Origin of the sequence: Agrobacterium genomosp. 2 str. CFBP 5494, from assembly GCF_900013495.1 — a bacterium.
Taxonomy (GTDB): Bacteria; Pseudomonadota; Alphaproteobacteria; order Rhizobiales; family Rhizobiaceae; genus Agrobacterium; species Agrobacterium pusense.
On the sequence record NZ_LT009722.1, the window covers coordinates 100,274 to 123,710 of the forward strand.

Consider the following 23,437-nt stretch of genomic DNA (forward strand, 5'->3'; position numbering starts at 1 on the left):
ATGGATATCTTGATCCTGGACGGGGACGGTATAGGCCCTGAGATAGCCGCCTCTTGCGCTGACATCCTCGTTTATTTGAACAAGGAACGCGACCTTGGGCTCACACTGGAGCGCCGCGCGCTGGGACTGGCGACGCTTGCTAAAGAGGGCTCAACTCTTCCCTCGTCCGTCCGCAGTGCGGCAGAAGCCGCGGACGGAATTGTGCTCGCGCCCCTTTCAACCTTCAGCTACCCCACTGCTGAACTCGGTGGGGTCAACGCATCTGCTGAATTCCGCACGGGGCTTGATCTCTTCGCCAATTTTCGACCTTGTCGGAGCCGTAAAAAATTCGACCGATCGGTTGACGTCGACCTAGTTGTCGTCCGTGAGAACACGGAAGGATTCTATGCCTGTCGCACGATGCACGCCGGATCGGGAGAATTCATGCCCGATCCAGACACCGCGTTTGCATTGCGTAAGATTACATCCGCCGCCAGCGCCGCCATCGCGCATGAGGCCCTGCAACTCGCATCGGCGCGCCGCAAGAAGTTGGCGGTAATTCACAAGGCCAATGTTCTGAAACTCTCGGACGCATTGTTTCTGCAGGCGGTGCGCTCGGCGGCGATGGACTTTGAGGACGTCATTATTGAGGAATTACTGGTCGATACAGCGGCCGCGCTTTTAGTCCGCGATCCCGGGCAATTCGATGTTCTGCTCACGACCAACATGTTCGGCGATATCCTTTCCAATGAAGCAGCCGAGATCGCTGGAGGGTTGGGCATGGCACCCTCACTCAATGCCGGTAACGAACGTGCCATGGCGCAAGCCGCACACGGATCGGCCCCTGACATCGCGGGACAAAACAGGGCCAACCCGACAGGACTTATCCTCTCGAGTGCAATGCTGCTCGATTGGCTCGGCCGGCGGGCAAAACGAGACGATCTTATCGATGCGGCGAAAGCGATCGAGATAGCGATCGATTTGACGCTGGCAGAGACAGGCATGTGTACCCCTGACCAGGGCGGAAGCGCCACAACCTCTCAATTCACCCATTCCGTCATTCAGAAATTGTAAGCGAGGCGCGTCATGAACAAAAAGGCCATCCGTCAAATGTTCATGGCCTTTGCGGTCTTTGCTGGAGCTCCAGGACCCACAATGAGCCAAGAACAAACGGATGCGCTCGACCGCGCCTCAAAGCAGCTAGTGGAACCATTCCTACAGGCCACACGAAAGATGGTGGAGATTGAATCTCCTTCGCTGGACGCAACTGGCATCCATGCAATGGAGGTTGAATTGGAGTCCCAGGCACGTGAGATCGGTGCGGAGATTGAGCTCATCCCTGCCAGCACCGGGCCGGGAAATAACGTGGTTGCAAGATGGCGAGGTCAGGGCAAGACGAACATTCTGTTGGTTTCCCATATGGACACGGTATATCCGGCAGGAATTCTGCAAACCTTTCCATGGCGAGAGGAGGTAAGTCGGATCTACGGGCCTGGCGTCCTCGATGACAAAGGTGGCATTGCAATGGCGCTGATGGCCGTCCGCCTGCTTCGGGAGGCGGGACGGGATGCGTACGGGACAGTGACCCTGTTAAGCACAACGGACGAGGAGAAGCAGTCGGCGGGATCAAAGGAGCTCATCAGGTCGCTTGCGCAAGAACATGATGTCGCCTTCGTCCTTGAATTCGGCACTCCGGATGATCGCATCGTGCTCTCACGCAAGGGCATCGGCTACTTCCGGTTGGACGTCCTTGGCAAAGCTGCGCATGCAGGCGCGGAGCCGGAAAAGGGATGCAATGCCGTGACTGAGATTGCCTTCCAGATTCTGCAGATGAGGCAATTGGAGCGGCCGGAGCTGAGCACATCATTCAATTTCACGATTCTGAACGGCGGCGAGCGGAGCAATATCATTCCCGCTCAGGCGAAGGCCCAGGCAGACGTGCGTGTTCTGGATCCCAGCGAATTCGACCGTCTCGAAAGCGACGCGGCTCAACTGGCCGCTACGAAACAGCTCTTTGCCTGCTCACAGGTGCGGACATCGCTGGAACGCGGGCGCCCTCCATTCCCTTCGACCGATAAAACCGCGAGATTGGTGGAAATGGCGCAGGGCATCTATCGTGAAATCGACATGGACCTAAGAACGGAGGCCAGCGGGGCTGGGACAGACGGAAATTACACCGCTGCAGCCGGAACAACGACACTCGACGGACTTGGACCTGTAGGTGGCGGCGCTCACACAGCTGGCGAGGAGTATATTGAACGGGCGCTTATCGCACCACGCATCTACCTGCTGGCGCGATTGATCGAAGAAGTTTCCCGCGAAAGTTTTTCAAAGTGATCGCCTTTCTGGTTCGATGATTGAGCGAATTCGTGAGCCGCGTCCGTTAGCCAAGTGCAAAATGTGACGGACTTCTTGTTGCGCTGTCTACGCCGCAAGGCGACATACGTTTGGCCGCTGTCTGTAAAGCCAAATGGAGCGACCAGCCTGCCAGCCGCAATATCGTCAGCGACAAGCGGCCACGGCGCGATACAGATGCCCAAACCCGCCACAGCAGCTTCGAGCATGAAGTAGAAATGTTCGAATTCCGTTCCGTGCTCGGCATCAACCTTCACGCTTGATCGAGCGATCCAATTTTCCCAAGCTGATTGGCGGGTTTGCGTACGCAGAAGAGGCAATGTGAAAATGTTCTCCCGCTGCAAATTCAGGTTTGCCGCGTGAACGGGTCCAAACTTCTCTGCGAATAAGGGAAACACCTCGCAGTCCTCGGGCCACGGCTCCTGGCCCACACGAATTGCGACGTCAAAACGTTCGCGCGAGAAATCAACCGGTGAGTCCGCCGTGCTTAAACGGACGTCGATCGATCCGTGATCGGCCCGGAAGCGATGAAGTCGTGGGATTAACCATTTCATCAAGAAAGTACCAAGGCAGGAGACGTCTAACGATCCGGATTCGGCATCTGTCACGAGGCGAACCGTCGAATCAATTTGATCAAAGGCGGCACTCAGGCCCGGAATTAAAGTCTTGCCTGCGTCAGTGAGTTTAGGGGCATGCTTCGGTCCCTCGAACAATGGCGTGCCTAGAAGCTCTTCCAAATGTTGGATTTGGCGGCTGACTGCACTGTGGGTCACATTTAGTTCTTCCGCCGCAAGCTTCATCAGACCCAAGCGACCTGCCGCCTCGAAAGCACGAAGGGCATTAAGTGAAGGCAATCGGCGCATATGTTCGTATTCCTCACATAGTTATTTCGAAGAAATCGATTATCTGCAGGGGTTTAGGGCGCTACAGACATACATGTATTGGAGAAAATTGCGAGTCCTGGATATGAATGGTCTCCTCACTTGGTCGATAAAAGTTCTCGCGCGGTGGGCCGATCGGTCTCGTCAGCGCAGATATCTAGCGGACCTTGAGCATTACCAACTCACCGACATAGGGATCTCGTCCGAACAACGACGCTGCGAATGCGCGAAATGGTTTTGGCGATAGTTCCGTGAAATTAAGCACCTTACGGATTACGCGATAAACGGCTCAAACTATCAAATGAAAAAATAGTAACAATGACTTTTGCAGCCATTTTCCTTGTTGTTCTAGCAGCTCTTGTTCACGCAACGTGGAACTTGCTGTCTAAACGTGCGTCATCTGTCGGCCCGACCTTTGTGTTCGCTTATAATTTCGTTGCGTGCGTTGCGTATGCACCTTGGGTCATTTACTTGATCGCGCGACAAACTATTCAATGGGACTGGTCAGTGGTTGGTTTTATTGTATGCAGCGGTTTGATCCATCTCGCCTATAGTTTGTCTCTTCAGCGTGGATATCAAAAGGCGGACTTCTCAGTCGTCTATCCCGTTGCTCGGGGAACTGGGCCAATGCTGTCAACTTTCGGTGCCATACTACTTCTTGGCGAGCGCCCTCCTATCCAGGTCATTGCCGGTCTCATGGCTGTTGTTGGCGGGATTGCGTTGATTGCAACGCAGGGCAGGCTCGAAGCTTTTCGTAAACCTGGAGGTCTGACCGGTATAAAGTGGGGAACGACAACTGGCGGACTAATTGCATCTTATACTGTGGTTGATGCCTATGCGGTGAAAGCCCTTGGAATAGCTCCCGTAGTATTGGACTGGTTTTCCAATCTTCTGCGTTTTTTTCTCCTCGCTCCACTGGTGATTGCTGATCCTGGCCGGGCTAGAGCCGCGATGCGCGGATACTGGCTGCTGGCAGTTGGCGTAGGACTGCTATCTCCGCTCTCCTATATTCTGATCCTAACCGCGCTAAATATGGGTGCCCCGCTCAGCATAGTGGCACCGATGCGCGAAATGTCCATGATGATCGGAGCTGTAATGGGGATGGTCATCCTACGCGAATCCGTTGGGCTGTGGCGTATTGTTGGATGTGCGGTTCTTGTCCTAGGTGTTGTTTTGCTGACGTCGTGAACCACAGTCGCCACGCAAGCTCTAGAGTGCTAACTCCACCGACATCCCTCGTTGTCGGGCCCCACTCTTTACAAGTACGTCATTCGTGCAAAAGCAGCGGAGTACGAACTTTCAAGAATCGGCTCCTCGCAGAGATCGCGAGTAGGGCTAGCTTGTAGCACGATGCTCGCGGTTGGTTTGGCCGACGCGGCTTGCCCGAGCTACCCCGTGTTCGACCAGGCAATCGATTATTTCGGCATAGTCAGCCGTTGCCTTCGCGTACATGCTGATGTTGGTGAAGCCCGGAATGGTGTTCACCTCGTTGACGACGAATGTCATATCCGGCGTCAGGTTGACACGCGCATGCTATCGCAGCCGAGAGCCCTGAACGCCAGGGCGGCCATGTCGCGCGTTCGCGCTTCCACCTGTGGCGGCGGCGCCGTCGGCACTTTGAGCGCAGCCCCGTCCTCATCGAGGTATTTTGCGTAATAGCTGTTGAACCCATGGGTTTCTGCCGAAGCGATCTCGCCGGGGATTTCAGCATTTGCTGAACATAACTCGTGGAGTGAAATAAGTTGACAAATTTCACCGGTTTGGCCATTTTCAGCAGATGCTGAAAACTATTAACGAAGTGAACGAGCTAGAGGACCAGGCGACTGAAGCGATCACCGCACTGTTGCACGCTGTCCCTTTCGTTCAGATGATGAAAGTCGAACAGGCGCCATCAAATTCTGGTTTCGACATTCTTGTTGAACTCAGTTGGGAAGGGCATAGCCGCTTTCTCGCCTGCGAAGTCAAAGCTCAAGGGCAGCCGCGGCATGTGCGCGCGGCGCTCCTTCAACTTCGCAAGACTGCGAAAATGTTTGATCCGCGGGCGATGCCGATCTTCATCGCACCATATATATCTCCCGAAGCGCAAGCGCTCTGCAATGAGTTTGAAGTAGGATATCTCGACCTGGTCGGAAATGCGCGGATCGTCTTCGATACCGTCTTTATCGAGCGTCGGGTCGACACGAAGCCGCCTGCCATTCAGCGAAGCCTGAAATCCATCTTCAAGCCAAAATCCGCGCAGGTTTTGAGAGTGCTCCTCCGCGATCCGGATCGCGCATGGCGCGTGGCGGATCTCGCCCACACCGCAGAGGTAAGTCTCGGACATGTCAGCAACGTTCGCAGCGAGCTGGTGGATCGGGAATGGGCAGAGGTCGCAGATGACGGCCTGCGGTTGTCGCGCCCCGACGCGCTGCTGGATGCCTGGCGCGACGCTTATGAACCACCGCCCGGCGAACGCATGGGCTTCTATACAACACTCCATGGCCAATCTCTGGAGGACGCGGCGCGGGGTGTTCTCAGCGTAAGGAGTGATGGGCGGAACGCGATTTTCGCATCCTTTTCGGCGGCGCATTGGCTGGCGCCTTACGGGCGGGTAGCGACCCAATATTTTTACGCGGATCCCGCCGGACTGACGGCCTTGCGCACTGCTCTCAAACTGTCACCCGCGACATCGGGGGCAAATATCGTGGTCACTGTTCTGAAGGACCATGGCCTATTCAATGACGCCACCGAGCCTGCTCCGGGAGTTGTCTGTACAAGCCCAGTACAAACTTATCTCGATCTTGCCGTATCAGGAGAGCGCGGCGCCGAGGCGGCTGAACACCTCAGACAGGACCTTCTTACATGGCAAAGATAGTCACGCCCGACCCGCAGTCCGCCGCAGACTACGAGGACCGCACGACAAAAGCTGTCAAAGGTGTCCTGGTTGAGATCGGGCAGATACTCGGCAGCTTCAAAGGAAAGTTCGCCGTGATCGGCGGTGCCGTTCCCTGGCTGCTTCTCGACAATGAGGACATGCCTCACGTTGGTACTCTTGATGTCGATCTTGGCCTGGATGCGGAAGCTCTCGGAGACGGCGAGTACGTGTCTCTGGTCGAGGCCTTGATGGGCCAGGGCTATAAGCAGCGTGAGGAGCTGCGGCGCTTCCAGCTCGTTCGCGAAGTACCGGTTGATGATGGTGGCGCGCCGATCGATATCGTCGTCGATTTCCTCATGCCCCGTGATGCGGAGATCGTCAAAAACCGTCCGCCGATCCTGAGCGATTTCGCTGTCCAGCGTGCCGACGGCGCGGATCTTGCCCTGCGTTTTTATCAGCTGGTCGCAATCACCGGCGATATGCCTGGCGGCGGCACCAATCGTGTCGAGGTCGCCGTCTGCTCTATTCCCGCATTGCTCGCCATGAAAGGCTACGCCCTCAACGGCCGCCACAAGCAGAAAGATGCCTACGATATCTATTACAGCATCAGAAACTATCCCGATGGGATCGAGGCCCTGGCTGAAGCCTGCAAACCTTTGCTCGAAGAAAAGAGCGGCGCACAAGGCTATCAATATATCGCCGACAAGTTCGACGCGCTGGATGGTTACGGCGCAACGAGTGTTCGAAAATTCGTCGCGGAGACGGATATCCTTGACGGCCGCACGCCTGAGCAATGGCAGCAGGACGCGTTCGGTCAAATCGACGCGTGGCTGCGCGCCCTTGGTTTGCGAGAATGACGTCGTTGAGGCGTTTGTGGGGCGAAATATAAAAAGACGATTGGGGGCAATGTGGGAAATTCAGGATCGCGGTGGCTTCGATGGGAGCCACATATTCATGCACCGGGGACTGTGCTCAATGATCAGTTCAATGGCTCCGACAGCTGGGAGCAATACCTCGCCAAGATAGAGGCGGCGACGCCTGCAATTCGCGCGCTTGGCGTGACCGACTACTATCTGCTCGACACATATGAACGCGTCCGTGAGGCGAAAGCTGGCGGCCGGCTCCCCGGTGTCGACCTGGTGTTCCCAAATGTGGAGCTGCGTCTCGCTTTCGGAACCGTCAAGGGCAATTGGGTCAACTGTCATCTTCTCGTCAACCCGAAGGATCCGGATCACGTAGGAGCGACACAGCGTTTTCTCGCGCAGCTGACGTTCGAATATTCTGGCGATCGATTCACATGCACGCCCGACGAACTCATGCGCCTGGGATCGAAAATCGATCCCACTCTTTCGGGACGGGCCGCGCTCGCGCGCGGTGCGACCCAGTTCAAAGTCAGCTTCGAACAGTTAAGCGAGCTCTACCGCGCCATCGACTGGGCCAGGAACAACATCCTCATCGCGGTCGCGGGCAGCGAACATGACGGTACCTCCGGCATGCGAGGCGAATCCGAAGGCGCGCAGCGGCAGGAAGTGGAAAGGTTCGCTCACATCATCTTCGCGAGCAGCGCCAGCCAACGCGATTTCTGGCTCGGTCGCAAAAGCAGCGCAACTCCCGATGAAATTCGCGCCCGCTATGGTGCGCTCAAACCGTGTCTTCACGGCAGCGACGCCCATGAAACAGCAAAGATCGGCGCGCCTGACGGCGACCGCTATTCCTGGGTGAAAGGGGGGGCGCATTTCGACTCGCTCCGTCAGGCGGTCATCGATCCGGCCGGGCGGGCGTTCGTCGGAGCAGCACCCCCGATCCGCGCCACGCCCTCGCAGGTCATCTCCCGCGTTTCGATCCTTAACGCCCCCTGGGCTGCAACACCCATCATCGAGCTTAATCCCGGGCTTGTGGCAATCATCGGCGCGCGTGGATCCGGAAAGACGGCGCTTGCCGACGCAATCGCCGCCGGCTGCGACGCAGCCTCCGAACATCTCAGTCCGGCCTCGTTTCTCGTGCGCGCGGGCAATTTGCTGGAGGGAGCCAGTGTCCGGCTGGATTGGGGCAGCGGCGATCCATCCGAGCGCAAACTGCTCGATTACGAATACGATGCCGATCTGGATGGCCGGTTCCCGCGAGCACGCTATCTTTCACAGAAGTTTGTCGAGGAACTTTGCTCGGCCGACGGTATGACAGACGCCCTGCTCGGTGAAATCGAACGGGTCATTTTCGAGGCTCACCCTGAAAAGGACGGAACTTTCCGTTTCGATCAGTTACTGGAACTCCGTGCCACCCGCTTTCGTCTTGCGCGCCAGCGCGAAGAGGAGGCGATTGCCACACTTTCAAACCAGATTGGACTGGAACGGGAAAAGCGGCGCCAAATTCCGGGCCTCACCCAGCAGATCGCCCAGAAGGAGCAGATCGTCAAAGGGCTGGAGACGGATCGAGACAAGCTGATTGTCAAAGGGAGCGAAGTTCGGGCCGAGCGGCTCACTGTCATTGCCAACGCGGCTGAGAAGGTGCGTTCTTTCGTGCGGTTCTTTACGAACCAGGAAACTACGCTTCTCGCGTTGCAAGACGAGGTGAAGGCCTTTCGCCAGAACAAGGCGCCGGAGGCTCTGCGTCAAACCAAGTCAAGCTTCGTCGCTGCGCGGCTCGAAGATTCCGACTGGCAGGACTTCCTGCTGGAATATCACGGTAATGTCGATGCCGCTCTTGCGGCAAAGCTCAAAACCGCACGCGCGAATGCAGCAGGCTGGCGGGGTTCGGCTCCTGCGCCTCTCTCTGACCCCAACCTGTCCTACCTCGCGGACGATGCCGATCCGGAAAAGACCACACTTGCTGTGCTCGAGGCAGAATCGGCGCGTCTGCAAGGATTGATCAATATTGATACCGAGACCGCGAACAAGTTTGGCGCTTTGGTCAGGCGCATCGCAGAAGAGAACACCCAGATCGAGACCACACGCACGACGCTTGCCGATTGCCAAGGGGCATCCGAGCGGATGGCAAGCCTCAGCAAGCAACGGCGCGAAACCTATCTTCGTGTGTTCGAGTCGATTATCGCCGAGGAACAGGTTCTGCGCGATCTCTACAGACCTTTGGTGGATAGATTGCAGGCAGCCAAGGGCACGTTGCAGAAGCTGTCATTCTCAGCTTCCCGGCACGCCGATGTGAAACAATGGGCTTTACTTGGCGAGAAACTTTTCGATCTGCGGCGCGCGGGCGACTTCAAGGGCAAGGGCTCGCTAGAGCAATGGGCCAACACTCACCTGCGAAAGGCTTGGGAAACAGGCGATGTCCCTGCCATAGACACGGCCATTCAGCATTTCACCGACGCCTGGCAGGAAGAGCTCCTCGCTGTCGCCAATGTGGCGAGCAATGATCAGGCGGCTTATCGAAGCTGGTTGGTGCGCTTTGCCAAATGGCTGTTTGGTACCGAGCATATCCAGATCGAGTACAGCATCGACTACGAGGGTACGGACATTACCAAACTCTCGCCCGGTACCCGTGGGATCGTCCTGCTCTTGCTCTACCTTGCGCTCGATGAGAGCGATCACCGGCCCTTGATCATTGATCAGCCGGAGGAGAACCTCGATCCGAAATCGATTTTTGACGAGCTTGTCAGCCTGTTTGTGACTGCCAAGGCCAAACGGCAGGTCATAATGGTGACCCACAACGCTAATCTTGTGATCAACACCGACGCAGATCAGATCATCGTTGCGAACGCTGGACCGCACGGGCCTGGCGAGTTGCCCCCGATCACTTATTTTTCCGGCGGCATGGAGGACGCCGATATGCGCCAGCAGGTGTGCGACATCCTTGAGGGAGGGGAGGAGGCGTTCAAGGAACGAGCTCGACGCCTGAGGGTGAGGCTGGAGCGTTAGTTTATTCATCCGTCTGCACGGGTGGTGGCATCCTGAGCCATGCTCAGTCTCTCCGAGCGGCAATGACGCACTCCGAGGCGCGGGAGTTCGGCCCGGGAAATCGAGGATTAGATCCCATCAAACCTGCGCCAAGCCTCTAATCCGGACCGGCATTTTGATAGGGATAGACCGGCTCCGCCGACTAACTCGACAACAAGAAGCCAGCGAGTACCTCGTTGAAACGGTCTGGCGCCTCGATAAAGGAAAAGTGCGCCCCACCTTCATTCTCGTCGAAGATGATCAGCTTTGATCCCGCGATCTGACTGTGAATCCACTTCTGCGAGCGAGCGTCGACATGACTGACACGGCCTCCCACGATGAGCGTTGGCCGGTCGATCCGGGTAAGAATATCACTCCAGTCGATTGAGCAGTGATTGACGAAAAGGCTAGCGGCAAGCCGGGGATCCACCCTGAGGTTCTCCGCCAGCAGCCAATCCTTTAGCTCTGTCGGGATTTGTTTGGTCACCATTGAGTCGAGAAAGGCGCTTCGTGTTGCATGGCCATCGGCGCCCATGATTTGCTCAGCAATTGAAAGCATGGTGGCGCTGTCAAAAAGGGCACCCGCATTGACCACATCCTCTTCGCTCATTCCGGGCTGGCGCATCACAGACGCCGGTTCATCAACGAAGACCAGGCGGTCAATCTGCCTGGTGCCGCACAGGTCGATCATTGCCCAGGCCACAGAGGCTCCCATCGACCACCCGACAATGTCAGCGCGTTCGATTTGCTCATGCTGCATCAGTTCCTGTACGTCGCGGGCGAACCGATAGATCCGATAACCATGCGTCGCATCGGGGGATTGACCATGCCCACGAAAGTCGAGTGCGATGACGCGCCGACTTTTTGATAGATGGACGATCTGATGCCGGAACATTGCCGCCGACTGCGACCAGCCGGGCAACAGGATCAGTGCTTTGCCTGATCCCTCATCGGTATAGGCGAGTGTTGCCCCGTCCGAGGTCTCGAATGTCTTCTTCATATGGTGTTCTCCTCCTTACATTCTTCATCAATTCGCCATTGCTTTTCTGCCGCCTCCCGCGGTTCAGACAATGACGCATCAGTATCGCATGAAGCCTCCGTCGACATTGAGCGTCACGCCCGTGATGAAGCCGGCGGCCGGCGAGACAAGGAAAGCAGTCGCTTCGGCTATGTCGTCAGGTCGCCCTGTCCGGCCAACAGGAATTGCGGCAACGATGTCTTCTCGCTGCTTGTCCGTTAGTGACGAAGTCAGATCTGTGTCGGTGAGGCCGGGGCAGATTGTGTTGCACGTCACATTAAAAGGACCGGCTTCTCGAGCGATACCCTTGCTGAATGCGATCACGGCACCCTTCGCTGCGGCATAGCAGCTGTTGCCCAGCAGACCTCCCCCTTGCTGGCCGGCCACGGAGGCGATGTTAACGATGCGGCCCCAATGCGAGGCGGCCATATGAGGAAGGAAGGACTTCGTCAGGAGAAAGACCGCGGTCAGATCAATAGCGATCAACCGCTGGAATTCAGCAAGTTCTATATCTTCAACTGGACCCGTCGAGACGATACCGGCATTGTTTACCAGTATATCTATCCCCGAAAACCGAGTCACCGTTTCACATGCCATTTGAAGGACGTGCGTGGGATCGGCAAGATCAACATTCATGAAGGTGGCGGCATCATCGCGCTTGGCAAGATCGCGGACCGTACGTTCGCCGGCGTCACGGTCGATGTCCCAGATGACGACGTGAGCACCGCGCCCCGCTAGTCGGTCAGCAATTGCAAGACCTATGCCGTGTGCAGCCCCCGTGACCAAGGCCACACGGCCTGTCATGTCCCGTTGCATAGTCCCCCCGTTGCCGATAGCATTTCGGCAGTGTCTCCCTGATGAGGAGACTAGATTTCCTATCGGGAAGGTGCAAACGACTTGTCCTTGCCCTTTCGTTAAGCGGAGCTTCACCGATGTCGCGGCTGGGCGTACCCTTGAGCAGCCTGGAGATTTTCGCCGAAGCTGGACAGGCATGTTCATTCAAGCGTGCGGCGGAGCGGCTTGCGCTATCGACAAGCGCTGTCAGTCAGGCCGTCAGAAAGCTGGAGGAGCGCCTGGATCGCCGTCTGTTCGATCGTGTTGGCAATCAGTTGAAACTGACGCCAGAGGGGGTAAAACTGCTCAAACATGTGGCGGCGGGGTTCGATGAAATGCGTGCGGGGCTCAGTACCATTGCCAACAGCCGAGACGATCCGATTTCGATCTGCAGCCCGCCGGGAATTGCAAGTCAGCTCCTACCCGTCGTCGTCCAATCGCTTCTGGCTTCCCATGAGCGTGACATTCGCCTGCTTGCGGATGAGGCGCCTAACTTTCGCTCCTATCGTGACTTTGATGTCGCGGTCCTCTACGGCGAGGCGGCAGCAAGTCTACACGATCTGGAATCGCTTGGACCAGACGTGTTCGCGCCGGTGTGTGCCCCGCAGGTGAAGCACGGTCTTAAGACCGCGGGAGACCTTGCAAACTTGCCCCTGATCGTCAATGAGACCAACGCGGTCACCTGGGTCGAATGGCTTGATCTGAACAATGTCTCCCTACCGCAGGCGAACTGGTTGCGCTTCAATCGCGCCTCACAGATCATACCGGCTGTACTTTCCGGACTCGGAGTGGCGCTTGAGTCACTTCGGGTATTCGCGCCTCAGCTTGAGCGTGGCGAACTTGTGCTTTGCGATCTTCCCGGCAGCAAGGCAATCTCCCGCGAACTCACCTTCCTGCATGTCACGACCAAACCCGCTCGAGTTGAACGGGCAACAAGGGTCGCGGATCTCGTGCGTTGTGAGTGCAAGACGGCCCCTGACGGGCGTCGGATCGCTTGGGATAAGCTTTAACTAAGCGGCCATCCGCGCAATTGCTCTGGAGTCATTAACTGCGCGTCAGATCGTCATGACCGAATAAGAGGTCGCCGATTTGAATCTTCTCAAGGCGACAGGGGGATCGTCCTGCTCTCGCTCTACCTTGCGCTCGATGAAAGCTATCACCGGCCCTTAATCATCGATCAAGGCCGACGCGCAAATGTCGCTCATAGGGGACGACTACAGCAAGACGCGGGTGGGAGTAGGTGAGTGCGCCAACAGTCCGAATGGTCTCGGGGGCATTTGCATGGCTGGCGTCAAAGTCACACCAGAGGCGATACCTGCATACTATGTGAAGTTAGGTCTCTCCAAATCAGATCCCAGAAGAGTTGGCCATTAGATGATATAAACAATGCCATCTCCGGCGTTACCAGCGGAGATGGTGGTTTCACCAGCTATCTTGTAGAAATTTGATTCTAGAGAGCCGGGTTAACGCGTTAGGTTCACCCGCTCTCGGCCGTCAAACGGCAGCGAGCGGGTACAGCGCTCCTGACAACGGTGCTTTCCGCCTCCGTTAGTCAACGTGTGGGAACATCAAAACCAGATCAACACCAAATCAACACAGGCCAACTTTCAGAGCTGAATCCATTTGGCTTTCAAGTTTTCGTATTTGTCGAATGCGTGCAGGGAGCGGTCCGAGCCGTTGCCAGATTGCCGGACACCGCCCAGCGGAGCGGTGATATCTGCGCCGGAGTAACAGTTGATTTGAACAACGCCGGACTTGATTCTGCTTGACACCAGGTGTGCCCTCGACAGATCACGGGTCCAGAGTACCGAAGAGAGACCGAAGACAGTCTCATTCGCAATGGCTATCGCGTCATCTTCCGTATCGAACGAACGCGCAGCAAGCACGGGCCCGAAAATCTCTTCCTGCACGACATCCATGTTGGCGGTGACGTCGGTCAGGATCGTGGGTTCGTGATAGAAGCCGCCGCTTTCGGCATGAAGTTGGTGGCCTCCATGGTAGACGACGGCACCCTGTTGCGTGGCCTGGGCAATCGCAGTCTTCGTTTTTGCAAGCTGGGCAGCATTGGCCAGCGCGCCCGTTGTGAAGGCCAACGAAAGTGGGTCGCCGATACGCATCGCCTCAGCTTCGGCCCGTACGGCGTTCATGAAGTCCTTGTAGATGGATCGTTCGATCGCAAGACGCGACGCAGCCACGCAGACCTGACCATTGTTGCGAAAGATGGAAGCTGCCGTCTCTTTAGCCGCGCGTGCGAGGTCCGGCGCATCGGCGAAGACGAGATTGGGAGATTTACCACCTAGCTCGAGATAGACCCGTTTCAGGTTGGAGCGCGCCGAATACTCAAGAAGGAGACGTCCGACAGCACCGGAGCCTGTGAATGCGAGCACATCTACATCCATGTGCAGTCCGAGAGCCTGGCCAACGACGGCGCCGCGTCCGTTGATTGCGTTTAAAACGCCAGGCGGCATGCCCGCCTCAGTCGCAAGTTGGATGACCCGCAAGATGGATAGGCTCGCCTCCTCGGAAGGCTTGACGACGACACTGTTACCGGCGGCCAGGGCCGGGGCCAGTTTCCAGCTACCGATCATCAAGGGGAAGTTCCAAGGGATGATCACGCCAACCACCCCAACCGGCTCTCGACTGATCAGCGACAACACGTCGTCACGCGTTGGCGTTATCTCCCCATTCCGCTTGTCGATCGCTTCCGCGTAGAACCGGATCGTGTCCGCGGCCGACTGTGGATCTCCCTTCAAGGCCATACGAATTTCGGTGCCGTTGTCTCGAGCCCCGAGGACCGCTATTTCGAGCGCATGCCGGTCGATCAGATCCGCCCACCTGAGCAGGATCTTCTTGCGGTCCTTCGGCGCCATGCGCGACCAATGGCCCGCCTCGAAGCTGCGCCGGGCGGCAGCCACCGCCCGGTTTACGTCTTCGCTCCCCGACGCCGCGAGAACTGTCAATTGTTTCCCATCGATCGGGCTGATTATTGGCATTTCCTCACCGTTTGCAGCGGCGACTGCCTGGTTGTCGATGAAGTTCAGGCCCATGGGTGCTGGCAAGTACCGCAACGCATCAATGGTTGACTGGTTAAGGCTCATCAGCGCCACTCCTCACCGACGGGCTGAAGGACGCCCGGTCCGCTAAAGGCACTCGCAATACCCAACTCTTTCAGGGCGGCATTAAAGGCATCTCTTGGACGCATGACATCGAGATGCAATGCCCGCAAGCCGACATCGAGCCCTCCGCGGACATTACGCATCTGGTCATCGATAAAAACACACTCGTCCGCCCGCAATTCCAGATCGTCAAGACACGACTGATACGCTTTCGGGTCGGGCTTGAGAACGTGGGTGTAGGTTGCGTCGCTGATGATATCGAAATGCTCCAGAAACTTGAGCGACTTGCGCAACTCAACGCCGAAGAAAAGATCAAGCTCGTTGGACAGGATCGCGAGCTTTTTCCCAGCAGCCTTCAGAACGCCGATCAGCGGCTCAATTTCCGGACGAATGATTTCATGGATGTCTCTGCCTCGCGCGCGCATGACAAACTGAGCCATCTGCGTCCAGTTTTCTCCCAGGAGCGCGCCGGTCTCGCGCGTCCGGGCCAGCCAGTAGTCGCGCTCCGTGATTTCGTCGCGCTGCATGGATTGCCAGAGCGGATCGCCGTCCGGATCGAAAGGCCCCATCCAAGTGAGGCTACCTTCGGCCAGGCCCAAATTGCGCTCGGAAGAACGGTGTGTCTCGAACATCGTCAGCGTTACAACGCTGCCAAAATCCAGGATAAGAGCTTTTGCGTCCTCCGGCATTTCAATACTCCGCCCATGAATCGATTGCCTGTTCCTTGGCCAGACCGGGATACAATCTTTCCAGCATGTCATAGGAAGCCTTCACCTCATCTGCACCTGCGATCAACTCTGTGACTTCGACCGGGCGATCATAAGCTGAGCCCTTGCTTTGGAACTTTCGGTCGACACTGAGGATTTCGCAGTTGCGGAAGCGTAGGAGCCGGTCGAAGACCGTTCTGTAGATCTCAGGATCGTATTCCCGGTCGCGCTCGATCAGATCCGGCACGCCCTGCCACCGGTTATGCAACTGTCGCGCGGCAAGCCATTCACCCTCGACAATATGGATGGGCGCATCCTTCGTCTCCTGTTCGTTGCGCGGATTGGCAAAGGTTATCGCGCGCTGGCTCGTGATCACATTACGCATTTCGCGCGTGGGAACTGGTACGAAAAAAAGTGCGGTTTGCGAGGTCAGTATCTGTTCCGCCTGGTCATCGTTTTTTTGCAGCAACTCGACAAATCGGCCTCCGACGACTGGCAATTCCCCTATCAAAATGTCGCGCTGCTCCGGATGATCCTTCACCCATCGCTCGATTCCCCGTCGGACCCAGATGCCGACGGCCTTGCGGACTCCGGGGTGGGTGATGTGGTCTTTTTCGGGATACTTGTCGAGCCAGGCGCCCGTTTCAAATGCACGACGAGCGGCATCCCACTGCATCGAGTGAACCTTGCGTCCGGCTTCATGGGCAAGGATCGTAAGCTGCTGGAACAACAGGCTCTTACCAGAGCTCGGCAGACCAGCCATGAATATGATCTTGCGGGAAGAGACAGCCTTGCGGAAACGCGCGCCGATCGGATCGTCGGCTGGAATAACACATGTTTCGCTCACGAAACCCACCTCAACGGAACTGATCGACACTGGGCATGTCGCCGACAGTGACTTCTATGACGGTCGGCACGTCCGTCGTTGCAATGGCGCGGCGCAGTGCAAGTCGAACCCCTTCTGGCGATTCAGTTCGGATCGCTTGCGCGCCAAAGCTTTCAGACATTCGGCAGAAATCCGGGTTGTGGAGATCAGTGGCTATGACCCGTCCACCGTAGTCGTTAATCTGCATCTGCTGAACATTGCCAAAACGGTTGTTGTTGAAAAGCAGAATGATTAGCGGAATCTTGTGCTGGACGGCGGTGGCCAGTTCCTGCACGGCAAACATGAACCCTCCGTCACCAGTGACCGAAACGACGGGAACGTCTGGTTTTGCCACCTTGACACCGAGCGCGGTCGGGAAGCCGTAGCCAAGTGTTCCCTGATAGCCGGTCGAAATATAGCTACGGGGTTTATAGACTGGATAAACGATCCGGCTGGCGAAGCCGACCTGGGTCAATTCGTCGACGAAAATGCCATCCTCGCCAATCTCCTCGCGGACGATTTTCAGATAGCTGAGCTGCGGTTCCAGGACCGCGGAACGCTTCACCCAGGCGCCCTTAACCTCCAGCAATTCAGCCTCGCGCGAGGCGCGCACCGTGTTGTGGCGTTCGAGCTTCTCCAGAAGATGCGGCAATGCCACTTCCGCGCGCGCTGTGATCTCGCATTTTGGTGTGAAGAACTTCCGATGACTCGTCGGGTCGACGTCGATACGGATAATGTCAGGCTTGTGTGTCTTGAGCCATTTGCGCGCGGGGACACGCATGTTGCTGCCGATCGCCAAGACCACGTCCGCTTTTTTCCAGAGCTCCCTGGCAGCCGGCTGGTGTAGCGAGAGATAGCTGCGTGCATCCACCACACCCATGCCCGTACGATAACCGACGACAGGCGCCTGCAAAGCCTCAGCCAGTTGACGGACCAGGTCACTCGCCCCTTGCGCGCCACCCCCAACGAAGATCAACGGGGATGCAGAGCCTCCAAGCAGCTTGGCCGCCTCTTCGACAGCATCTTCATCGAGTGGGGGATCATAGGACGGCAGCACATCGAATTGCGGGTTTGCAGGGCCCTTGCCCGCCAGCACATCCATCGGAATTTCAAGGCCAACGGGCCTCGGCCTTCCCGACAGCATCTGCCGGAACGCCTCGCCGATCAGGGCGGGAACCTCCGATGGGCTGTTCGCCCGATCTGCCCATTTGGTCAGCGAACGCAGGATCATGAGCTGATCGTTGATCTCGTGCAGCTCGCCCCAGTCCTTGCCGATGGAGTGCGAGTTGATTTGTCCAGTCAGGCACATCAATTTCGCATTCAGCGCGTAAGCAGTCGACATCGCCGCTGTCGCATTGAGGAGGCCTGGGCCCGGCACGACGTTGAAGACTGTCGGACTGTCGCTGGCCAGCGCGTGGCCGAGCCCCATATACGCCGCTCCCTGCTCGTGCCGTGTATGGATAATGCGGAACTTCTCTCGGTGGTCATAAAACGCATTATAGAGCCAGTCGTTCTGCACTCCGGGCAAACCAAAGACAGTTTTCACTCCGAGATTGTGCAGCGAGAGAACAGCTGCTTCACCGCCCGTCATGGTTTTCATCATCTCTCAGCTCTCCAGGATCGCGGTGATTGCGGCCAACAGGCGTGTATTGTCGTCCGGTGTTCCGATTGTGATGCGGATGTGATGCGGCAGGTAGAAGGCGGGACGCACCATGACGCCATGTTTGACCAGGGCTGCCGTCAGTTCTTCAGCGTCATAGCCTTGCGGACAGCGGACCATCACAAAGTTCGCCTGGCTCGGAGTTATCTCCAGTCCCATTTTTGCAAGTTTTTCGAGAAGACGCCCGCGTTCCGCATGGTTGTTGTCGACGGTACGCTGCAGATGGTCGACATCGTTCAGCGCGGCCTTGGCCGCCTCCGTGCCGGCAGTACCAAGATGAAAACTGCGCTTCAACTTCTGTACCTTTTCCGCAATCCGCGCCGGCGCTATGCCATAGCCAAGGCGCATGCCCGCCAGGCCATAGGCCTTTGAGAAGCTGTGGACGATCACGATATTCCGATCCTCCAGAACATGCCGGATGGCATCGGGAAGCCCCGCTTCTGTCGCGAACTGATAGTAGACCTCGTCGTAGATCAAGGTGACATGGGATGGCAGCCGATCGAGAACTGCCGTCAGCACATCTTCGCCAAACCATGTTCCGGTAGGATTGTTCGGATTGCACAGATAGACCAACCGGGTCTCTTGCGTGACCGCTGCAATGATCCCATCGACATCCGGACTGAAATCAGGTGTGATGAGCGGTACCTTGTCGATCGCACACTGCTTGTTGGAAAGTGATTGCGAATAGGCGCCGAAGCACGGCGGACAAATGATCGCGCGTTCTCCGGCACGAATGAGGGCATCTTCGACAAACGAAAGGACTTCGACACCGCTGTTGGCCGAGAAAAACCGGTTCTTCCCGAGACCCCGGCCATGAAAGGCTGCAAGGGCTTCGCATAGCTTGCCATCCGTGCGTTCAGGGTAGTGGTTCGCCGATGCCATGGCCGCTTGTGCTGCGGACACAGCTTTGGGCGAAGGGCCGAAAGGATTTTCGTTTGACGAAAGCTTGGTAATCGCAAGTCCTTCTGCGAGTCCCTTTACTTCGTTAATTGACAAACCAGCCTTGTATTCCATGGGGACCTCTCAGCGCTCAGATCGTTTCCGGCATTGGGTGGCAAAGTGACGCCTTGCAAACCACCGCACTGGAAATCGTGTTAGCACTTTTCTGAGTGGCCTACTGTCACCCGTTTCGGACGACAATGGCGCCGAGCGCCTGTACGCCGCGCGGGTTAACCGCGGCTGTGGCAACCGGATTGGCCCTCCCATTGATAACCCACGGAGGCCGTGCGAGGATCGAAACATGTCACTGGAAGAATGTTTCTCGGGCAGAGACGCCCCCCGTTTTCTGCAACTGCTGTCGGACTGCTTGCAATCGCTGGGTACCGAGGAGTTCAATGCGGGTTTTCTTGACCTGATCGAGAGTGTCGTCAAGGCAGACCAGTGCATGATATTTTCATACCGGGGAGACAGACCTGAATGCTACCTGTCGTTCAACCGCCGCCAGAGCGATACAGCGGCCAATCTCGCGCAAAAATATCTACGATCGTCCTATCGGGAAGATCCGGTCATAAAATATCTGGGCAGACTACAACCGCGCGAAATGCTGCTTCTTAGCCTCTCTGACCTGCGGGCGGAGATGCCAGAGGAATACTTTCATAGCTTTTTTGCAACGAGCCAAATCGTAGACAAAATTGTTGTTATCGTGAGAACTGAACAGGAATCCCTGGCGCTCAACTTCTATCGATTTAAGGAGAGCGGCCCGTTCAACCGAAGCGAGGACACACTCCGAATACCCTTCTGGCGCGTCATCTCCCAGCTTGCGCTGATGCACTATACTGGCGGAAATGCTGCCCGGCTCCGCAGTCCTCTGAATTCGCTATCCAAGCGTGAGAAGGACATTTGCGAGGCGATGCTTATGGGACTGGCGTCGGATGCAATTGCCTGGAAGCTCAATATTTCCGTCAATTCAGTAAAGACCTATCGGCAACGCGCTTACGAAAAATTGGGGATCAATTCGAAAGCTGCACTCTTCTCCCTCTGCAACCAGCAGAGCGCCTATAGCGACTGAAGCCGTCGTTTTCGCTTCATTCCCCAGACGTACCAGTCTTGGGCCTTGGGTTCGCTCAAGACATCGGGAGCGCTGAAAGGGGAACCTCCACGGGTTTCGTCACCTACTCCAGGGGACAGACCTGGCGCGCATCATCAGCCTATCATCTGATAATTCGAGCGGCGCCAAGGAGGAGGTAATTGTGAGACCCGCAGGACGCAGCGAGACCGAGTCTCTCTATTTTCACTATCCATATTTCGATGCACCGGGGAAAGAAGCCCGTGACGCAAAGCGTGTTATCAAAGTGGCGATCGTCGGCGCCGGACCGGTTGGTATGACCGCTGCGCTCACCTTGGCAAGCCAGGGCGTCTCCTCTGTCGTCTTCGACAACAAATCCACGTTCAATGACGGCAGCCGTGCGATTTGCGTTGCCCGCCCGAGCTATTACATTCTCGGCAGGCTCGGTATCGCCGCACCGTTCGTCGAAAAGGCACTCCCCTGGACGACTGGGCGATCATTCTATCGAGGAACACAAATCCTCGAATTCAAGATGCCGGACAGCGAAAATGAAAAGTTCCGGCCGATGTACAATATCCAGCAACAGTATATCGAACAATTCCTATGGGAGGCTATCAAGGCTAACCCACTGATCGAAACCCGCTGGCAAAGTTCTGTGGATGAGATCGAGAATGCCGAGGATGGCCTTCGTCTCACGATCAAGGATCCAGATGGCATATATTCAGTCGATGCGGAATGGGTGCTTGCTTGCGACGGGGCGCGAAGTAGTATCCGCGCAAAGCGAGGGCTCCGGCTCCGAGGCCAGAACTTTGAGGGACGCTATGTCATCGCCGATGTTCAGATGGACCACGACTTTCCCACAATAAGAAGAGCGCTTTTCGATCCACGCTGCCGACCCGGGGGAACGGTGCTTATCCACCGGCAACCAGAGAATATCTGGCGGATTGACTATCAGCTTGAGGGACATGAGGAGACAGAAGAGGCGATCAAAGAAGAAGCCATCCGGGCAGGCGTTCAGGCCGTCCTTGATGAAATCGGCCATTCCGGACCATGGGAGCTCGAGTGGTGGAGCATCTATTCGGCCAACACGCTTGCGCTCGATGACTACCGCGACGGACGGGTATTTTTTGTCGGCGACAGCGCTCACATTGTGCCGATTTTTGGCGTTCGCGGCCTGAACAACGGCCTTGCAGACGCTGCCAATATTGGCTGGAAACTCGGCTGGGTTATCAATCAAAAAGCCGGCGCAGCACTGCTTGACACCTACTCGCCAGAACGCCGTGGCGCGACGCTTGACGTCTTTGCCAACGCTTCCAAGACCGCTCGATTCATGACTCCCGGCACCTATGGTTGGCGCCTCATGCGTGATGCCGCGCTTTCACTCGCTCTCACCCATTCGTTTGCGGGCGCCTTGGCCAATCCCCGCCAGATGACTGCCTACACCTACAATGGAAGCAAGGTAATCATCTCAGATGACGGGGACTTCACTGCGGGACCGGTGGCCGGATCCGCGTTCCAGGACGTCCGTCTCGATGACGGATATCTGTCCGAAAGACTGGGGAACGGTTTCACCGTGCTATGTTTTGACGAGAAGCTTGCTGCGCAGCTCGATGCCGCAATCGCTCCTGATGCAGACATCACAATCCTTTCGTTCTCCTGCTGCTCTCCGGTCGCAGAGGCCTACGGCGCGGTCAACGGAACCGTCTATCTCATACGGCCGGACACACATATCACCGGCCGGTGGCGTGAACCCAAATTGGCCACGGTTTTGGGCGCCTATTGCGTTGCAACCTGCCAGCAGGGGGCTCTCTGATGGGCAACGACGGAATTGAAGCCATCTATGAAGCAATCGCTACAAAGATAGATGAGGTCGGCAAGGAACAGGTCGAGCTCTACTTGGCTAAACTGGCGCTTCTGCTTGCTGAGGCCGTGGGAAACCAACAGACTGCAATGCGATGTGTCTCGGACGCAGCTGCTTCCCTAATACCGGCAGCAGAAAGCTGGTAGGAAAGATAGGAGCCCGACGTAGTGTTCGCGACGACGCCGTTCGTTGCTCCCGCTCTCGACCGCTTTCCTGCCGGTCGGCTTGGCGGTTCACCGGGAACTTGCCGTTGGTTTAACTCACAGGGGCGGCAGGTCTGGAGGCCGACTTGGCCCGTTGGTTTTCGCCATTTCACACACGGTGTCCGACATTGCTGCCAGCGGTATCGACTGCCGGAAAGCCACCATTATTGGATGCTCCACTTTGGTTGGAAAGGGAGACGCTATGTCCATCCGACGGTTCGCACTCTTGCTTGTCCTTGGTATTCTCGTTGCAGGCACGGTCCACGCCCAGACGTGGCAGGACATCGATCCGATTTCCGCCGGTTGGTCGGCGGAGCGGCTCGAGGCAGCCCGGCTGCACTCGAAAGCACTCGGACCTACCGCGCTGATGATCGTCCAGGACGGACGGGTGGTCGCGCGGTGGGGCGACACCTCCAGGAAAGTGAATATGGCATCCGTTCGCAAAAGCCTGCTCAGCGCTCTTTACGGCAGTGCGGTTGCCGAGGGTCGGGTCAATCTTTCGGCCCGCCTTTCCGAACTTGGTATTGACGACAATACTCCCAGCCTTACGGCCGAGGAGAAAACCGCGACAATTCGTGATCTGCTGATGTCGCGGTCGGGTATCTATCATCCTGCTGCCCACGAGACTGCTGATATCAAGCGCAAGCGTCCCATACGCGGAAGTCACTCACCCGGGACGTTTTGGTTCTATAACAACTGGGACTTTAACGTTCTGGGGACGATTTACCGACAACAGACCGGCGAGGACATCTTTATGAGCTTCGCGAACCGGATCGCTGGACCGATTGGTATGGAGGATTTCTCAGTCAAGGACGGCCGATACGATCTCGAAAAGCTGTCCGAACATCCCGCCTATCCTATCCGGCTAAGCGCCCGCGATGCCGCGCGTTTTGGCCAGCTTTTCCTGAATGATGGGAGGTGGGGCGCAAAACAGATCATCCCGGCGTCTTGGGTCAGGGAATCGACGACTGCCTATTCGTGGGCAAAGCGGATACGGCAGGGCTATGGCTACATGTGGTGGACACTTCCGGAGGATACTTGGGGTCCGAATGCATTCTACGCTTCCGGCTACGGTGGACAGATTATCGCCGTCGTGCCGTCAAAACGGCTGGTGGCCGTGCAAACCGTAGATCTAAACCAGAACCCGAAGGGGGTTCGCACGAGCGCATTCGTCGACCTGCTAAAAGAGATCGCTGTCGCTTCCCCGTGAAG

Annotated in this window: 20 protein-coding genes and 2 pseudogenes; 13 read left to right on the top strand and 9 right to left on the bottom strand. The window is 56.9% G+C overall.

Going from position 1 to position 23,437, the window contains the following annotated elements:
- Both AGR2A_RS28435 and AGR2A_RS28440 read left to right on the top strand, forming a co-directional pair.
- A complete protein-coding gene (locus tag AGR2A_RS28435) occupies positions 1-1,053 on the top strand; it encodes an isocitrate/isopropylmalate dehydrogenase family protein (protein WP_080823917.1) in 1,053 nt (350 codons plus the stop codon).
- 12 nt (positions 1,054-1,065) lie between these two features.
- Positions 1,066-2,316 carry a glutamate carboxypeptidase gene (locus AGR2A_RS28440; protein WP_080823918.1) on the top strand — a complete coding sequence of 417 codons (1,251 nt, stop codon included), beginning with the start codon at positions 1,066-1,068 and terminating at the stop codon, positions 2,314-2,316.
- Here AGR2A_RS28440 and AGR2A_RS28445 read toward each other — a convergent pair.
- Positions 2,262-3,197: a LysR substrate-binding domain-containing protein gene (locus AGR2A_RS28445; RefSeq protein WP_080823919.1), complete on the bottom strand. Its 936-nt coding sequence runs from the start codon at positions 3,195-3,197 to the stop codon at positions 2,262-2,264. The two genes, AGR2A_RS28440 and AGR2A_RS28445, sit on opposite strands and share 55 nt — an antisense overlap.
- A gap of 103 nt (positions 3,198-3,300) precedes the next feature.
- On the opposite strand from AGR2A_RS28445, the gene AGR2A_RS30435 reads away from it, so the two are divergent.
- On the top strand, positions 3,301-3,462 hold the full coding sequence (locus tag AGR2A_RS30435; RefSeq protein ID WP_107328155.1) for a DUF1127 domain-containing protein: 162 nt from the start codon (positions 3,301-3,303) through the stop codon (positions 3,460-3,462).
- A 71-nt stretch (positions 3,463-3,533) separates the two neighbouring features.
- Positions 3,534-4,403: a DMT family transporter gene (locus AGR2A_RS28455; RefSeq protein WP_052820700.1), complete on the top strand. Its 870-nt coding sequence runs from the start codon at positions 3,534-3,536 to the stop codon at positions 4,401-4,403.
- Positions 4,404-4,550: 147 nt separating this feature from the next.
- Here AGR2A_RS28455 and AGR2A_RS28460 read toward each other — a convergent pair.
- A pseudogene (locus tag AGR2A_RS28460) lies at positions 4,551-4,915 on the bottom strand (D-alanine--D-alanine ligase A); the annotation flags it as partial.
- Between the two features lie 77 nt (positions 4,916-4,992).
- On the opposite strand from AGR2A_RS28460, the gene AGR2A_RS28465 reads away from it, so the two are divergent.
- Genes AGR2A_RS28465 through AGR2A_RS28475 form a run of 3 tightly spaced genes read left to right on the top strand, consistent with a single transcriptional unit; the run spans position 4,993 to position 9,938 of the window.
- Positions 4,993-6,069 carry a type IV toxin-antitoxin system AbiEi family antitoxin gene (locus tag AGR2A_RS28465; RefSeq protein ID WP_052820701.1) on the top strand — a complete coding sequence of 359 codons (1,077 nt, stop codon included), beginning with the start codon at positions 4,993-4,995 and terminating at the stop codon, positions 6,067-6,069.
- Positions 6,057-6,926, top strand: coding sequence for a nucleotidyl transferase AbiEii/AbiGii toxin family protein (locus AGR2A_RS28470; protein ID WP_052820702.1), 870 nt, complete (start codon positions 6,057-6,059; stop codon positions 6,924-6,926). Before AGR2A_RS28465 ends, AGR2A_RS28470 begins: the two co-directional genes overlap by 13 nt.
- 51 nt (positions 6,927-6,977) lie before the next feature.
- On the top strand, positions 6,978-9,938 hold the full coding sequence (locus tag AGR2A_RS28475; RefSeq protein ID WP_052820703.1) for a TrlF family AAA-like ATPase: 2,961 nt from the start codon (positions 6,978-6,980) through the stop codon (positions 9,936-9,938).
- Between the two features lie 181 nt (positions 9,939-10,119).
- On the opposite strand, the gene AGR2A_RS28480 is transcribed toward AGR2A_RS28475, so the two are convergent.
- A complete protein-coding gene (locus AGR2A_RS28480) occupies positions 10,120-10,956 on the bottom strand; it encodes an alpha/beta fold hydrolase (protein ID WP_052820704.1) in 837 nt (278 codons plus the stop codon).
- A 78-nt stretch (positions 10,957-11,034) separates the two neighbouring features.
- Complete coding sequence (locus AGR2A_RS28485) at positions 11,035-11,778, bottom strand: SDR family NAD(P)-dependent oxidoreductase (RefSeq protein ID WP_157952878.1); 744 nt, start codon at positions 11,776-11,778, stop codon at positions 11,035-11,037.
- 128 nt (positions 11,779-11,906) lie between these two features.
- Between AGR2A_RS28485 and AGR2A_RS28490 the strand changes: the two genes are divergently transcribed.
- A complete protein-coding gene (locus AGR2A_RS28490) occupies positions 11,907-12,818 on the top strand; it encodes a LysR family transcriptional regulator (protein ID WP_052820707.1) in 912 nt (303 codons plus the stop codon).
- 87 nt (positions 12,819-12,905) lie between these two features.
- Positions 12,906-12,989: pseudogene (locus tag AGR2A_RS30495) on the top strand (AAA family ATPase); the annotation flags it as partial.
- A 426-nt stretch (positions 12,990-13,415) separates the two neighbouring features.
- Here AGR2A_RS30495 and AGR2A_RS28500 read toward each other — a convergent pair.
- From AGR2A_RS28500 to AGR2A_RS28520, 5 genes are all read right to left on the bottom strand, one after another.
- On the bottom strand, positions 13,416-14,906 hold the full coding sequence (locus AGR2A_RS28500; protein WP_052820708.1) for an aldehyde dehydrogenase family protein: 1,491 nt from the start codon (positions 14,904-14,906) through the stop codon (positions 13,416-13,418).
- On the bottom strand, positions 14,906-15,613 hold the full coding sequence (locus tag AGR2A_RS28505; protein ID WP_052820709.1) for an HAD-IA family hydrolase: 708 nt from the start codon (positions 15,611-15,613) through the stop codon (positions 14,906-14,908). The genes AGR2A_RS28500 and AGR2A_RS28505 overlap by 1 nt, the downstream gene beginning before the upstream one ends.
- A gap of 1 nt (position 15,614) precedes the next feature.
- Complete coding sequence (locus tag AGR2A_RS28510) at positions 15,615-16,394, bottom strand: hypothetical protein (protein WP_139786438.1); 780 nt, start codon at positions 16,392-16,394, stop codon at positions 15,615-15,617.
- 94 nt (positions 16,395-16,488) lie between these two features.
- Complete coding sequence (locus tag AGR2A_RS28515; protein WP_234899598.1) at positions 16,489-18,099, bottom strand: thiamine pyrophosphate-dependent enzyme; 1,611 nt, start codon at positions 18,097-18,099, stop codon at positions 16,489-16,491.
- A 3-nt stretch (positions 18,100-18,102) separates the two neighbouring features.
- Positions 18,103-19,170 carry a pyridoxal phosphate-dependent aminotransferase gene (locus AGR2A_RS28520; protein ID WP_052820711.1) on the bottom strand — a complete coding sequence of 356 codons (1,068 nt, stop codon included), beginning with the start codon at positions 19,168-19,170 and terminating at the stop codon, positions 18,103-18,105.
- Between the two features lie 226 nt (positions 19,171-19,396).
- Between AGR2A_RS28520 and AGR2A_RS28525 the strand changes: the two genes are divergently transcribed.
- The 4 genes from AGR2A_RS28525 to AGR2A_RS28540 all read left to right on the top strand — a co-directional run bounded on the left by AGR2A_RS28525 (position 19,397) and on the right by AGR2A_RS28540 (position 23,435).
- Positions 19,397-20,164, top strand: a complete 768-nt coding sequence (locus AGR2A_RS28525) for a helix-turn-helix transcriptional regulator (RefSeq protein WP_052820712.1) — start codon at positions 19,397-19,399, stop codon at positions 20,162-20,164.
- Between the two features lie 181 nt (positions 20,165-20,345).
- A complete protein-coding gene (locus AGR2A_RS28530; protein WP_052820713.1) occupies positions 20,346-21,974 on the top strand; it encodes an FAD-dependent monooxygenase in 1,629 nt (542 codons plus the stop codon).
- Complete coding sequence (locus AGR2A_RS28535) at positions 21,974-22,168, top strand: hypothetical protein (protein ID WP_052820714.1); 195 nt, start codon at positions 21,974-21,976, stop codon at positions 22,166-22,168. Before AGR2A_RS28530 ends, AGR2A_RS28535 begins: the two co-directional genes overlap by 1 nt.
- 151 nt (positions 22,169-22,319) lie before the next feature.
- The gene (locus AGR2A_RS28540) at positions 22,320-23,435 is read left to right on the top strand and encodes a serine hydrolase domain-containing protein (RefSeq protein WP_234899597.1); all 1,116 of its coding nucleotides are present in this window, start codon (positions 22,320-22,322) and stop codon (positions 23,433-23,435) included.
- The last annotated feature ends 2 nt before the right edge of the window (positions 23,436-23,437 follow it).

Bases quoted from the DNA above. Each gene is read 5' to 3' on its own strand.
- AGR2A_RS28435 (WP_080823917.1), top strand. From the start codon at position 1: ATGGATATCTTGATCCTGGACGGGGACGGTATAGGCCCTGAGATAGCC.
- AGR2A_RS28440 (WP_080823918.1), top strand. From the start codon at position 1,066: ATGAACAAAAAGGCCATCCGTCAAATGTTCATGGCCTTTGCGGTCTTT.
- AGR2A_RS28445 (WP_080823919.1), bottom strand. From the start codon at position 3,197: ATGCGCCGATTGCCTTCACTTAATGCCCTTCGTGCTTTCGAGGCGGCA.
- AGR2A_RS30435 (WP_107328155.1), top strand. From the start codon at position 3,301: ATGAATGGTCTCCTCACTTGGTCGATAAAAGTTCTCGCGCGGTGGGCC.
- AGR2A_RS28455 (WP_052820700.1), top strand. From the start codon at position 3,534: ATGACTTTTGCAGCCATTTTCCTTGTTGTTCTAGCAGCTCTTGTTCAC.
- AGR2A_RS28465 (WP_052820701.1), top strand. From the start codon at position 4,993: ATGCTGAAAACTATTAACGAAGTGAACGAGCTAGAGGACCAGGCGACT.
- AGR2A_RS28470 (WP_052820702.1), top strand. From the start codon at position 6,057: ATGGCAAAGATAGTCACGCCCGACCCGCAGTCCGCCGCAGACTACGAG.
- AGR2A_RS28480 (WP_052820704.1), bottom strand. From the start codon at position 10,956: ATGAAGAAGACATTCGAGACCTCGGACGGGGCAACACTCGCCTATACC.
- AGR2A_RS28485 (WP_157952878.1), bottom strand. From the start codon at position 11,778: ATGACAGGCCGTGTGGCCTTGGTCACGGGGGCTGCACACGGCATAGGT.
- AGR2A_RS28490 (WP_052820707.1), top strand. From the start codon at position 11,907: ATGTCGCGGCTGGGCGTACCCTTGAGCAGCCTGGAGATTTTCGCCGAA.
- AGR2A_RS28500 (WP_052820708.1), bottom strand. From the start codon at position 14,906: ATGAGCCTTAACCAGTCAACCATTGATGCGTTGCGGTACTTGCCAGCA.
- AGR2A_RS28505 (WP_052820709.1), bottom strand. From the start codon at position 15,613: ATGCCGGAGGACGCAAAAGCTCTTATCCTGGATTTTGGCAGCGTTGTA.
- AGR2A_RS28510 (WP_139786438.1), bottom strand. From the start codon at position 16,394: ATGGCTGGTCTGCCGAGCTCTGGTAAGAGCCTGTTGTTCCAGCAGCTT.
- AGR2A_RS28515 (WP_234899598.1), bottom strand. From the start codon at position 18,099: ATGATGAAAACCATGACGGGCGGTGAAGCAGCTGTTCTCTCGCTGCAC.
- AGR2A_RS28520 (WP_052820711.1), bottom strand. From the start codon at position 19,170: ATGGAATACAAGGCTGGTTTGTCAATTAACGAAGTAAAGGGACTCGCA.
- AGR2A_RS28525 (WP_052820712.1), top strand. From the start codon at position 19,397: ATGTCACTGGAAGAATGTTTCTCGGGCAGAGACGCCCCCCGTTTTCTG.
- AGR2A_RS28535 (WP_052820714.1), top strand. From the start codon at position 21,974: ATGGGCAACGACGGAATTGAAGCCATCTATGAAGCAATCGCTACAAAG.